Below are 11,984 nucleotides of genomic sequence, written 5' to 3'. Positions count from 1 at the left end.
TCCGTCTGCTGGCCTATCCGTTATCTTGCCAGACAATGCATAATTTTTCTTGAAATCTATAAACAAGAAAAAGATAGTATGGTATATTCCTAATATTGGAACGAAGGAGTGCGGGTGGATAATATGGGGAAAAAGAACAGTTTGTTCCATAAACCGTGGTTCATAGGCAGCTTAGTGGCAGCGCTTGCTGTGATGATCGTATGGAATATACCTGTTGAAAAGAGGAAGTATGGATTTAACCAAGGCGGTCTAGCAACAGATTATACAGGTCTGCTGCCTGAACGGATCCAACGGGTAGAGAAGGTCAATAACCGATACGAGATCCAGCGTATCATCAAAACCGCCAATAAAGACCAGCAGCACGTATCCATTGCAGGGCACCAGCATTCCCAAGGGGGCCACACCTATTATAAAAATGGAATTGTTTTGGATATGGCCGGAATGAATCGGGTGCTCGAAGTGAATAAGGAAAAAAAGACAGTCGTGGTCGAGAGCGGGGCAACTTGGGAAGATGTACAAAAGGCGATTGCCCCATACGGTTTGGCCTTAAAAGTGACACAATCGCAATCGATTTTTACGGTCGGAGGTTCACTATCGGTGAACGCCCATGGAAGAGATATCCGTTTTGGGCCAATGGCAAGCACGGTTAGGGAAATAACCTTATTGACGCCTACAGGTGAAATAAAGAAAGTGTCCTATCAGGATAAAGAGTGGCTTCGGTATGTGCTAGGGGGTTATGGTTTATTCGGTGTCATTCTGGATGTAACCCTGGATTTGACAGATAACGAAAGATATACCATGCATACAAAAAGGGTCGAGGCAAAGGATTATGCAGCGTATTTCCGCCATATTTTGGATGACCCTGATGTTGCCATGCATTATGCAAGAATCAGCGTAGCTCCGCATACATTCTTGGATGAAATGTATGCGGTCGATTATGTAAAAACAGGCAAGAAGGATCGAACAACTCCTTTAAAAGGAGAACAAGGTATAAGAGCAAGCAAGCTGGCGCTCGACCTTGGGAGGAGAGGCGGAAAATGGGAGGATTTATTTTGGGCAAGCCAGAAACTGTATATGAGGTCGATCAATGGCAAGTCCATAACCCGGAATAATGCTATGCGCTCTGAATCTACTTTCATGGAGTTTACAAAGCCTGGAAGAGTAGAGGTCCTACAGGAATTTTTTGTTCCTATCAATCAATTCACACCGTATCTGGAGGCTTTGAAAAAAGAGCTTCCGCAAAATGATCAAAACGACGATTTTAAGATTCATAATATTACAGTCCGATATGCAGGGAAGGATACATTGACCAGCCTTCCTTATGCGAGGGAAGATATGCTTGGATTGGTCGTACTGCTGCAGCATGGATTAAGTGATGGTGAAATTCTCCATGCGAAGCGGATGATCCGCAAGTGGACAGATGTTACGCTGGATTATGGAGGCACCTATTATTTGCCATACTATCCTTACCAGACAAAGGAGCAATTCAAAAAAGCGTATCCTGACTGGCAGGCATTCCGGCAAATAAAAAATAAAAAGGATCCGAATGAAGTGTTTGTTAATCTCTTTTATCAAAACTACCTAAAAAAGAAGGTGGCGAATTGAAAAACAGAAACATCGAATACATCCCATTGATCGTCACTGTCGGCCAAGTTGTCATCTTTCCTTACTATACCATTTGGCTGAAGGAGGTTTCCTTTAGCTATACATTATTTGCATGGTTATTTGCTGTCTTCTCTTTTTCTGCAGCTTGGGGATACCGCATGCAACAAACCAGAAAGGAAAAGGGAAGCCATGCTATGAAATGGGTGTATATGGGGATGGGATTCATCTATCTTCTATTGGGGATTTATTCGTTTTCCATAGAGTGGCTGCCGTATATGGCACTTGTTTCTCAAATCATTTTAGGTTTCCTTCAGGGATATTTCCGTTCATGGAATGAAAGCAGGAACTCCTACCGCATTCATGTCACAAGCCAGTATATTTTAGTTGGTACGCTCATGCTTGGTTTATCATTTATGAAGGTAGTTTCGCCTGGATTATTCCTTGCTATTTTTGGAGCATGCCTATTGGCCAGCGGAACTTGGGAGATGGCAGGGCAAAGATTGAATTCAGCCCGCCAAGAGAAAAAAGGTGAATCTTAGTGTCGCTACCTGTAATAGTATCATTCGTTTTCATCAAATCCTTTCTTAAAGAAGAAAAGGTCGAAGAACGCCATAGTCATAGCTAAAATACCGTTTTTAATAAGGTCTGCCATTAAATCAATTTCTGCCGGTTCTTTGAAGTAGTATATTGTCCATGTGACTATGTTGTAGAGAACAAATACGGCTATAGCGATAAGAATTCTTTTTCGGATATTCTGGCGCGATAAATGCCTGAGGCGGAAAATAATGAGAATGGGCACGTAAATAAACGCCAGAAAGATAATAACTATACATCCGAGGACGACAGGAAATAAAGAATCCCAATCGGTATATATAATGAATGCGATGATCGCAATACTGGCCAGCGCTAAGGGAAGTATGGAAAAATGAAGGTATTTCCATAGTCTTTTATTCATTCAGTGTTTTTCCTTCCTAGTGTATGATTATTCCTATAATATCTTTCTTCTATTATCTATTTGGATATCTATGATAGTACCATAAGAACTCAGATTAATAGCGAGACTGAAAAATATAAAAAGAATGACTTTTTCTTTATAGCAACAAGCCAATATTAATTTGTAACAGAGGGTAAATGATGACTGATGAAATGAGAATTGAATTTGAATTGAAGGCCTTCGGCGAGGATAAGATTGAAGGTTATGAGGATTCTTTTAAAGGGTTGGAAATGGCAAGGACCAAAAGCTTTTCAAAAGAAGCATCTTTAGCGGACGTGGAACTAGTAGTAAAAGAATTGTTCAAGGAAATCCAATCATCTTATGGCAAAAAGCCTGAACAATTATCAGCGAAAATAGTGATCAGATTAAAAGAAGAAGAGAATAGCATCTTGTATTTGTAACGATTGTTTCTCTTTTTTCTATAAATGAATGCTCACCTAAGTGCTAAGATGGGGGCATTAAGTATGCTTATTCCTTTTTTCGACCAGTAGTTCAAGAATCTACGGTTATATTCATGGCTTTATTATTATGAGCTAGAAATGCAAGCTAATGATTGGAGGAATGGATATGCGCACAAAACAGGAAATGATGGATTTAATAGTACGTGTTGCCGAAAAGGATGAAAGGATACGGGCAGTAGGAATGAATGGATCGAGGGTAAATAGGAAAGCTCCGCGAGATATCTTTCAGGATTACGATATCGTCTATCTGGTGAGTGAGCTGGATTCATTCTTGCAAAATCCGGAATGGATCGATGTATTCGGTGAACGGATCATTTTGCAGACACCCGAGGATATGTCTTTGTTCCCTCCGGAACTTGGAGGAAGGTTCACTTACCTGATGCTATTTAAAGATGGAAACAGAATTGATCTTATGCTTGCTCCGGTTGAAGAGAAAGGGGCTTATTGCAAGGAAGATTCCCTAACGAAGATAGTATTGGACAAAGATGGGGATATGCCCACGCTTTCAAATCCTACCGATCAAGATTATTGGATAGCGAAGCCTTCTGAAGCCCACTTTGCAGATTGCTGCAACGAATTTTGGTGGGTATCTACCTATGTCGTAAAAGGTTTATGGAGAAAAGAAATTTTATACGCCCAGGATCATCTAAATGGAAGTTGCCGGCAGATGCTTTTGAAAATGCTTGATTGGCAAGTGGGCATTGAGACTGGCTTTGCGGTTAGCACAGGCAAAAACAGCAAATATTTGAAGCAATATATAACGGATAAAGAATGGGAACAATTGATGGCCACTTATGCAGGAGGAAACTATGAAGCGGTTTGGAATTCATTATTTTCTAGTGTCTCCCTATTCCGTAAGACGGCCATTCGTGTAGCAGACTCTCTAGGGTTTGATTACAATTCGGAAGAAGACCAGAATGTTTCAGCCTATCTTGAAAGAGTGAGGCAGTTACCTCCGGATGCGGATGTAATCTATGAATAAGTACAAGTAAATCACGTAATTAAGAAGCCCTATGCGTTCGTAATATGAAAACATAGGGCTTTTAGTATTCTAAATAGACCCAATTCCCCATTTTTTATAGTGGTAAAGGATTATGGAACAAAAAGGTAGAATTTGTTATCCATAACATTGGGAAAATTTTTATCCCAGAACCTATTAATCCATTTTTTGGGGACTATCTATGAAGAAAAAGCTCCTTTTAGCTTATTTATGTTTGGCATTGGCTGCTTGTAGCCAGTCAACGACAGAAAAATCAACCCAAAAATCAAACAGCCATCTGTTTAATAAGGATTTTATCAAGCAAAATGCTGAGATAGGCATAAGTGTAAAAGAGGCAAAAAATCGGTTCGGCAAGGAGAAAATGTCGGGAAAAGTTGAACACAGTGAAGTCAGCTTATTTGATCAAGTTAAGAAAGGGTATGATTATAAGCCGGACTTAGAGAATGTAGCGTTTAAACAGATTAAAGATGGAAAAGTCAAAGGCCAGTTATTTATTATTTTTAAGGATGAAAAGGCGTTCATGTTCTCCTTTTTTTATAGAGGAACAGGGGGGGATTTGGGAGTATGTGGTCAACCCGGATCAAACCGTACATGAACAGATGGTTAGTGATCAAATAGAAGCTATATGGAATATCCGTAAAAAAGTACACTATAAAAGCATATAGTATATAGAAATGAGAGTTTAATTTTCTTTGGCTGCAGAAAGGTGAGCTGTTATAACCGTTTTAAAGGCAGGGTGGGAAAAGCGATTGACTGTAAATAAATTGAAGTAATATAATACTCATGAGTAATATACTGGAAACAGGAGCCATAAAATGAAAATGAGAGGAAGAAAAAAAGGATCTAATGGCGAAGAAAGCCGTTCACATTTACTATCAGCTGCCATTGATCTATTTTCACAACATGGTTATCATGATACGAAAATTTCGGATATTGTTTCCAAAGCAGATGTTAGCCAACCTACTTTTTATTTATATTTCAAGAATAAAGAAGCCTTATTCGAAGAGTTGATAGAGCAATTTCGCAGGGAGTTGTTCGAACTGGTTGCCTGTAGCAAAATGGAGCGTAAGCATGCTAGACAGCAGGTATCCAAGGATATTGCTGAAGGATTGGTGTCTATTTTTCGATATTTCAGAAATCAACCTGAATTGACCCGAATTGGTTTTTATCTTTCACCAAAATCGGAGGATATCAAAAAACAATTGGCCAGGATGATAGAAGCCAAATGGCTGCCTAAACAGAAACAAGGATGTTTTCGTTCTGGAATTGATATGGGGATAGCGGCGGAAACCCTAGTAGGGGTTATTGACAGATTGACGCTTACTCAGCTTTTCGAAAAAGGGGAAAACCCGCAAATGATTGCAGAACGAATGGTATCAATCATTTTGGAAGGATTGTTTCATGGTAAGTGACTGGACAAGTTAACTTTTGTATTTCGACTTGACCTGAAAAAGGATGAAAGAAGGCGATGGCATGAGTTTATCTGTAGATGGGAACGAAAAAAAGCAGCATAAGAACGAATGGCTGCAGTTAATAATGGAGGCTAAACAAGTTGGAATGACAAAAGAACAAGTCCGGGATTTCTTAAAGAAAAATACAAACATTCAGGATGGCGCCCTTCATCCGCAATCCCCAGTGAGTATCTTATCGACTAATGCCAAGCAAAAGGAGTTTACCGAAGCAAATAGACCATTTTTATAGTGGAATCAATTAAAACCATTTTTATAATAAAGTGGTTTTTTATTGCAGAATTAAAATGATTACCCTTATTTCATCAGGTCTTCCGTGTTTTTGTATGAAGTTCCTTAATAAAATGCCAAAGAGAAGACAATATAAAATAGTCACATTTTTAGGAGAATGGTTATGTTAAACGTTAAACCTTTAGAGGATAAAGATTATGAGTTGATTAAAGAAGCAGAAAAAGTAATCGAAAAAAATTACCGGTATGGAAGGCACCACATCGGCTCTGCTGTCCGTGCAGCCTCCGGCCATGTGTATTCAGCTGTTCATGTGGAAGCAAATGTAGGGAGAATAACGGTTTGCGGAGAAGCAATGGCAATCGGAAAGTCAATTTCTGAAGGAGATCATGAATTTCAAACGATTGTAGCTGTAGCCCATCCCCATCCCCATGAACAAATAGACAGATGCTGGGTTGTTGCCCCTTGTGGAATGTGCAGGGAATTGATCAGCGATTACGGTAATGAGACAGACGTCATTATTTCTTATAATGGTGAATTAGTTAAATGCAATGTTATGGAACTGTTGCCGGAAAAGTATTCCAGTGACTTGGATTAATGGATGAGGAGATAAACCCTTATTCTTTCAAAAAGAAACAGACAGCCTGCGCTGTCTGTTTGCAGCTAAATGTTACCGTGTGGCAGGCCTAAAACCTGCTTTTTTAGCGTCGTTTTCCGAACAGAACATTTCTTCGGCTTTTGTTTGGCTGTAGGATTGCCCGCCTGGAAGATGATAGATTTTTTCGCCTTTATGGTTTATGTTTCCTTTAATTGTAGGCTCGCTGCAAGTACCTTGGGAGGGGGTGTTTATTGTAGCTCCCTTGCTTTGCTGTGAAGAGCTTCCGGATTGATTGCTTTTAAGGCTCCAGATGCCTAGTTTCTTTTCTTTTGCTTTTTCTTCGATTTCACGGAATGTATCTACGTATTTTACGTTGGGTTTAAAGACAACGACACGTGCGAGCCCTTCCTCCAACAATCTTTCATTCAGCATCTTTCCATCCATATATACATAGGCAAGCATTCGCCCGTATTGGTCTCTTTTTTCCTGGTCAAAAGTGAGCTGAATTTGTTTTCCTTCAGGCAGCATTTTTTTTGTGAATGCGCTCGCTTCTGGTCCAAATGGCTGAACGGGTGTATTGGCTTTCACTGTTTCGGGGGTATCGACCAATAATAACCGGACCTTTTCCTGTTTTCCATCAAGCCTCACGAGGATTGTATCCCCGTCCACTACACGGACAACGGATGCAGTGGTTGCATTCTCAAGTTGATGCTCCGAATCGCCAGATGTTTGTCTGTCTGTTTGATGAATGCCATCATTGTTGCCGGCGCTGCAGCCTGACAGCAATAAGGCAGCCAATAACAAGGTGCTTATGAATTTCATCTGATCATCCTTTCTGCCAGTCCATTTTAACATGGAAGAAAAAAATGTCGAGAGTAATAGGAAGGAGGGGCTTTTTAAAAGGTTAATAGACAGATTTTTAAAAATTCATTGTATTGTCATTTGAAAAGGCATGAACTTTCTATATTATAAAAAGAAAAGGCTAAATACATCATGAAATTAAAAGCACTTGTAATAGGCGGTTCTATCTTTTTTGTCCTATTGTTGATACTCTTCTTCAGGAAAGTGTATGCGTGGGAAGAGTATCAGGAAAAAAGAGATCTGATTATTCAGAGCTCCTCATTGAATGAGTATATTGAAAATGTTACATATGAATACAAGAATGCCAAGTGGATCAAAACGTATTACGTTACAATGAAATTACAATTGAAGGATAACTTTGCAGATTTGCCGCTTGAGAAGAAATATATGCTTGTTTCATTATTGCATAAAAATCTTCAGTTGGAGCAACATGAAGAAGACCGTTTTGATAACAGTACATTATTTCTCATTTATAGAATAGATGCGACATATAAGAATCAGAGAATCAAATATGCCTTTAAACCCAATAGTGATATGATCATCAATGGTAAAACGGTTACGGAGAAACAACTCAAAAGATATTCGGAATATCCAAGCAAGGATTTATATACCTCAAATGGCCATTCACAAAGAGAAGTGTATCTTTATATGAAACGTTTCTATGATGTTTTGACAAGAACAGGAATCGATTACCGTCCGTATGAAGATAATCAATTAATCTATCAAGCGGTAAAGGATAAATATGGGCTGACAAATAAGGAGATAACAGAAATCTATTATCATTTTTATTTATATATTGATTTTTTTGATGATTGAAATGGATTCATTAGTATATGCCAGTCCAGGTCCTGCATATGAACAAAGGCGGGCTGGCAAAACAATTCAAATACATAAAGAAAAAAGCCGGAAATCCGGCTTTTACATGCAGAGTGCTTTCTTTCAGGAAGTTTTTTTCTTTTCTCTTCGTAAATATTGAGTGGAAAGAACCTGATTATCATTTTTCTTTAGGAAATGTAAGGTTTTTAAATCTGAATCGAACATTTCTTCTTCAAAAAATGTTCCATTATGCAAATCCACGTACCTAACCAAAAAGATATCCCTTGTTGTGTGCTCCATTGTTGATCCCCATCCTTTTGTGTATTGATTGTAGAAGGCAACGTCGAATTAACTGACTATTTTGATAATAATTATAGTACAAGCAATCGGTTAGGTCTACTAAAATGCTCAGTAAATAGAATCAAGCAATAAAGTAGGCAAAACCCGGCCTTTAAGCAGAGCTCGTCGGGGATAAACAGGCGCTTTCCGCTTTTGTTTCATCTAGCTGCAGGGACCAGTGACTAGCAAACTTCCCACTTTTCTCTACGATAAGTCAACATCGGCTTACAAGCTTGCCGTGTTTCCTATATCTCAAGAAAATCGGTCCAGTTTGTACGTCACTGAACGGTCCCTTCCGCTTTTGTGCTCATCCAGCTGCAAGCGCCATCCCCTCGAGGTCTTAAGTCAATCTCTGTTAAAGGCAAAACCCGGCCTTTAAGCAGAGCTCGCCTTAAGCTTGTCGGGGATAAACAGGCGCTTTCCGCTTTTGTTTCATCTAGCTGCAGGGACCAGTGACTAGCAAACTTCCCACTTTTCTCTACGATAAGTCAACATCGGCTTACAAGCTTGCCGTGTTTCCTATATCTCAAGAAAATCGGTCCAGTTTGTACGTCACTGAACGGTCCCTTCCGCTTTTGTGCTCATCTAGCTGCAAGCGCCACCCCCTCGAGGTCTTAAGTCAATCTCTGTTAAAGGCGACGAACAGCCTTTAAGCAGAGCTCGCCTTAAGCTTGTCGGGGGTAAACAGGCGCTTTCCGCTTTTGTTAATGCTCGAGGTTTCTGTATAGGGTTGATTTGCTTATTCCTGTTTGTTCTTTGATTTCTGGCAATGTATATTGTTTGCTTTGATACATTTTAATGGCTTTGCGAACGTTTTCATCCGGTTTTCGCGGCCTGCCGGGCTGGCTCCCTTTTTGTTTGGCTTCATCCATGCCTTGCTTCGTTTTTTCGCTGATGATATGGCTTTGGAAAGCCAATAAATGCTGAGTGATGGAGATAAAGGAATAATGTTGATCCCGGGAGCTGTCAATTTGTTCATCGATAAAGAAGACAGTCGCTTTCTTGTCCTGTAAAAGCTGTAAGATTTCCATCAGATGCCTTGTCGAGTCTGCCAAAGCGGAAAGGCGGGCTGCGATGATTTTATCGCCTGCCTGCAACTTCTCAAGCATTCCTGCCAGCTGTATTCTCTTTTTTGGTGAACCATGCTCCTCCTTCACTATATGTGCACATTCAAACGGATTTAATAATGCCATTTGTTTTTTGCAATCTGTATCGTCAAAAGATGGTCGCATATATCCTATAATCATCTTCTATTTCTCCTTGTCCATAAAATCCACTTTCCATCATACCATAATGATAACCATTTCCTCTTTGGTTCAAAAAGGTTCCATTTTGAGACTGTTGGTGATAGACTATTCTTTATGGATTTTATTCGTATTCATAATCAATAAGGGATGGGTGAAAGAAGTGTTAGAAAGTTTACGTAAAGATTGGTTTTCGAATGTCCGGGCTGATGTTTTGTCCGGTATAGTTGTTGCTTTGGCATTAATTCCAGAAGCACTCGCTTTTTCCATTATAGCAGGGGTAGATCCGATGGTCGGGCTATATGCTTCTTTTTGTATAGCTGTATTGATTTCTTTTGTCGGCGGGCGTCCAGCCATGATTTCGGCTGCGACTGGATCGATGGCGTTATTGATGCTGCCGCTAGTAAAAAAATATGGTTTGGATTATCTTCTTGCTGCAACCGTTTTGACAGGGCTGTTGCAATGGCTATTTGGTGTACTTAAGGTCGCCAAATTAATGAAATTCATTCCGCGTCCTGTTATGATCGGCTTTGTGAATGCACTTGCCATTCTTATTTTTATGGCGCAGGTGCCCCATTTTGTGGGCATTTCGACAATGACCTATCTATTTGTGGGCGTTACGCTTCTAATTGTCTTTATTATGCCGCGCTTTATTAAAATCTTCCCCGCTCCGCTACTTGCGATCGTTGTGTTGACGGCAGCGGCCATTTTTGGCCATGTACCTTTGCAGACAGTTGGAGATTTAGGGACAATCACTAAATCTTTCCCGTCTTTTATCATTCCCGATGTGCCTTTTAATCTGGAAACATTCAAGATTATTTTCCCGTATTCCTTGGCGCTTGCGATTGTCGGCCTATTGGAGACGTTGTTGACTGCAACAATCGTGGATGACATGACGGAAAGCGATAGTAATAAAAACAAGGAAGCAAGAGGACAAGGGATAGCGAATATCGTTAACGGGTTTTTTGGTGGAATGGCCGGATGCGCGATGATTGGCCAATCGGTCATCAATGTTAAATCAGGAGGGCGGGGAAGATTATCTACCTTGGTTGCCGGCTTGTTTCTGATGTTTTTAATTCTTGTCCTCGGTGACTTAGTAGTGCAGATTCCTATGCCTGTACTCGCTGGAATAATGATTATGGTTTGTATCGGTACCTTTGATTGGTCATCTTTTGCTTATCTAAGAAAAGCGCCGAAAACAGATGCGTTTGTCATGCTTGCCACTGTTGTCATCGTAGTATGGACTAACGATTTATCTAAAGGCGTCATTGCGGGTGTCATTTTGAGCGCTATATTCTTTGTCGCCAAGATATCCAAAATAAAGATTCAGCAAAAGGTCCACGGAAATCAGATGCTGTATAGAGTGGAAGGGCAACTTTTCTTTGCCTCCGTAGAAAGTTTTGTAGACCGTTTCGATTTAACGGCCGAACATAAAATAATCGTAATAGATTTCTCCGATTCGCATGTTTGGGATGATTCAGCTGTTGGAGCAATTGATAAAGTGGTACTGAAGCTTAGAGAGAATCAGAATGAAGTAAACGTCATAGGGCTTGATAACCGAAGTGAAGCGATAATCGATCGGTTATCTCTTTACAGAAAACAGGAATCCTTGGATACGGCCGGCTAAAGAAGTATGTTTATTTCATCCTCATTTATCGTAAAATGGCTATATATTTCGATATAGAAAGAGTGGAGTACCTATCATATGGCCATTAGAGTGGAAAAGAAAGAAGATTATCAGTCAGTCGAGCCATTGGTGAAAGCTGCTTTTACCAATAGGCCATTCAGTGATGGAAATGAACATGAATTGGTTAAGCGCCTCAGGAGAAGCGATGAATTCATCCCGGAACTGTCTCTTGTATATGAAGAAGACAATCAGATTGCCGGGCATATCCTGTTGACTAAAATAAAAATAGGCGATCATTCCCGCACTGACCAGTTTCTTGCTTTGGCGCCGGTGTCTGTATGGCCTTCCTGTCAAAATAAAGGCATCGGTAAAGCGTTGATCCAGCAAGCGCTAAAAAAAGCAAAAGATTTGGACTATCAAGCAGTCATCGTCCTTGGCCACGAGCAATACTACCCTAGATTTGGGTTTGAACCAGCCTCCAAATGGAGTATAAAGGCTCCGTTTGAAGTGAATGATGTGAATTTTATGGCATTAGAGCTCGTGCCGGGAAGTTTATCAGAGGTGCAGGGCACGGTTGTCTATTCTCCTGCTTTTTTTGCTTGATGAATGAAAAAGGCTTTTACCGCATTGACTCCAGATGCTTGTCAATGATATAGTAAAAGCAACTTTAGAAAAGGTGTGGTGTTTTATGTCGGGAGTAGGTATCAACTAATCCTAGTTGAATAAGGTATTTAATCATTGG

At 40.1% G+C, this 11,984-nt stretch carries 14 protein-coding genes; 11 read left to right on the top strand and 3 right to left on the bottom strand.

Annotated features, from left to right (window positions below; all coding sequences use genetic code 11):
- Window positions 1–123: 123 nt before the first annotated feature.
- Window positions 124–1,605, top strand: a complete 1,482-nt coding sequence (locus ABC357_RS15415; RefSeq protein WP_412888364.1) for an FAD-binding oxidoreductase — start codon at window positions 124–126, stop codon at window positions 1,603–1,605.
- Entirely contained in the window at window positions 1,602–2,144 is a 543-nt protein-coding gene (locus tag ABC357_RS15410; RefSeq protein ID WP_412888363.1) for a hypothetical protein, read from the top strand. Before ABC357_RS15415 ends, ABC357_RS15410 begins: the two co-directional genes overlap by 4 nt.
- 20 nt (window positions 2,145–2,164) lie before the next feature.
- Here the strand turns inward: ABC357_RS15410 and ABC357_RS15405 are convergent, their stop codons facing one another.
- A complete protein-coding gene (locus ABC357_RS15405) occupies window positions 2,165–2,560 on the bottom strand; it encodes a hypothetical protein (RefSeq protein WP_412888362.1) in 396 nt (131 codons plus the stop codon).
- A gap of 179 nt (window positions 2,561–2,739) precedes the next feature.
- On the opposite strand from ABC357_RS15405, the gene ABC357_RS15400 reads away from it, so the two are divergent.
- The 6 genes from ABC357_RS15400 (at window position 2,740) to ABC357_RS15375 (ending at window position 6,355) form a co-directional block, all read left to right on the top strand.
- A complete protein-coding gene (locus ABC357_RS15400) occupies window positions 2,740–3,000 on the top strand; it encodes a hypothetical protein (protein WP_412888361.1) in 261 nt (86 codons plus the stop codon).
- Between the two features lie 166 nt (window positions 3,001–3,166).
- Window positions 3,167–4,042: an aminoglycoside 6-adenylyltransferase gene (locus ABC357_RS15395; protein ID WP_412888360.1), complete on the top strand. Its 876-nt coding sequence runs from the start codon at window positions 3,167–3,169 to the stop codon at window positions 4,040–4,042.
- Between the two features lie 199 nt (window positions 4,043–4,241).
- Window positions 4,242–4,655, top strand: a complete 414-nt coding sequence (locus ABC357_RS15390; RefSeq protein ID WP_412888359.1) for a hypothetical protein — start codon at window positions 4,242–4,244, stop codon at window positions 4,653–4,655.
- A 220-nt stretch (window positions 4,656–4,875) separates the two neighbouring features.
- Window positions 4,876–5,472: a TetR/AcrR family transcriptional regulator gene (locus ABC357_RS15385; RefSeq protein WP_412888358.1), complete on the top strand. Its 597-nt coding sequence runs from the start codon at window positions 4,876–4,878 to the stop codon at window positions 5,470–5,472.
- A gap of 61 nt (window positions 5,473–5,533) precedes the next feature.
- Window positions 5,534–5,761: an anti-repressor SinI family protein gene (locus ABC357_RS15380; RefSeq protein WP_412888357.1), complete on the top strand. Its 228-nt coding sequence runs from the start codon at window positions 5,534–5,536 to the stop codon at window positions 5,759–5,761.
- Window positions 5,762–5,923: 162 nt separating this feature from the next.
- Complete coding sequence (locus ABC357_RS15375) at window positions 5,924–6,355, top strand: cytidine deaminase (protein WP_412888356.1); 432 nt, start codon at window positions 5,924–5,926, stop codon at window positions 6,353–6,355.
- Between the two features lie 72 nt (window positions 6,356–6,427).
- Here the strand turns inward: ABC357_RS15375 and ABC357_RS15370 are convergent, their stop codons facing one another.
- The gene (locus ABC357_RS15370) at window positions 6,428–7,177 is read right to left on the bottom strand and encodes a thermonuclease family protein (RefSeq protein WP_412888355.1); all 750 of its coding nucleotides are present in this window, start codon (window positions 7,175–7,177) and stop codon (window positions 6,428–6,430) included.
- A gap of 171 nt (window positions 7,178–7,348) precedes the next feature.
- On the opposite strand from ABC357_RS15370, the gene ABC357_RS15365 reads away from it, so the two are divergent.
- Window positions 7,349–8,032 (top strand): hypothetical protein, encoded by a 684-nt coding sequence (locus tag ABC357_RS15365; protein ID WP_412888354.1) that lies wholly within the window; start codon window positions 7,349–7,351, stop codon window positions 8,030–8,032.
- Between the two features lie 1,043 nt (window positions 8,033–9,075).
- Here the strand turns inward: ABC357_RS15365 and ABC357_RS15360 are convergent.
- On the bottom strand, window positions 9,076–9,618 hold the full coding sequence (locus ABC357_RS15360; protein ID WP_412888353.1) for a recombinase family protein: 543 nt from the start codon (window positions 9,616–9,618) through the stop codon (window positions 9,076–9,078).
- Between the two features lie 160 nt (window positions 9,619–9,778).
- Between ABC357_RS15360 and ABC357_RS15355 the strand changes: the two genes are divergently transcribed.
- Together ABC357_RS15355 and ABC357_RS15350 are read left to right on the top strand one after the other, a co-directional pair.
- Window positions 9,779–11,242 (top strand): SulP family inorganic anion transporter, encoded by a 1,464-nt coding sequence (locus tag ABC357_RS15355; protein WP_412888681.1) that lies wholly within the window; start codon window positions 9,779–9,781, stop codon window positions 11,240–11,242.
- A gap of 78 nt (window positions 11,243–11,320) precedes the next feature.
- On the top strand, window positions 11,321–11,845 hold the full coding sequence (locus ABC357_RS15350; RefSeq protein ID WP_412888352.1) for a GNAT family N-acetyltransferase: 525 nt from the start codon (window positions 11,321–11,323) through the stop codon (window positions 11,843–11,845).
- The last annotated feature ends 139 nt before the right edge of the window (window positions 11,846–11,984 follow it).

The sequence above is a fragment of the Bacillus kalamii genome (assembly GCF_047238185.1).
In the GTDB taxonomy this organism is placed as follows: domain Bacteria; phylum Bacillota; class Bacilli; order Bacillales; family DSM-1321; genus Bacillus_AD.
Note: the sequence above shows the minus strand (reverse complement) of the source record. Positions and strands in the feature narration are given on the sequence as shown.

Bases quoted from the DNA above. Each gene is read 5' to 3' on its own strand.
- ABC357_RS15415 (WP_412888364.1), top strand. From the start codon at position 124: ATGGGGAAAAAGAACAGTTTGTTCCATAAACCGTGGTTCATAGGCAGC.
- ABC357_RS15405 (WP_412888362.1), bottom strand. From the start codon at position 2,560: ATGAATAAAAGACTATGGAAATACCTTCATTTTTCCATACTTCCCTTA.
- ABC357_RS15400 (WP_412888361.1), top strand. From the start codon at position 2,740: ATGACTGATGAAATGAGAATTGAATTTGAATTGAAGGCCTTCGGCGAG.
- ABC357_RS15395 (WP_412888360.1), top strand. From the start codon at position 3,167: ATGCGCACAAAACAGGAAATGATGGATTTAATAGTACGTGTTGCCGAA.
- ABC357_RS15390 (WP_412888359.1), top strand. From the start codon at position 4,242: ATGAAGAAAAAGCTCCTTTTAGCTTATTTATGTTTGGCATTGGCTGCT.
- ABC357_RS15385 (WP_412888358.1), top strand. From the start codon at position 4,876: ATGAAAATGAGAGGAAGAAAAAAAGGATCTAATGGCGAAGAAAGCCGT.
- ABC357_RS15380 (WP_412888357.1), top strand. From the start codon at position 5,534: ATGAGTTTATCTGTAGATGGGAACGAAAAAAAGCAGCATAAGAACGAA.
- ABC357_RS15375 (WP_412888356.1), top strand. From the start codon at position 5,924: ATGTTAAACGTTAAACCTTTAGAGGATAAAGATTATGAGTTGATTAAA.
- ABC357_RS15370 (WP_412888355.1), bottom strand. From the start codon at position 7,177: ATGAAATTCATAAGCACCTTGTTATTGGCTGCCTTATTGCTGTCAGGC.
- ABC357_RS15365 (WP_412888354.1), top strand. From the start codon at position 7,349: ATGAAATTAAAAGCACTTGTAATAGGCGGTTCTATCTTTTTTGTCCTA.
- ABC357_RS15360 (WP_412888353.1), bottom strand. From the start codon at position 9,618: ATGATTATAGGATATATGCGACCATCTTTTGACGATACAGATTGCAAA.
- ABC357_RS15350 (WP_412888352.1), top strand. From the start codon at position 11,321: ATGGCCATTAGAGTGGAAAAGAAAGAAGATTATCAGTCAGTCGAGCCA.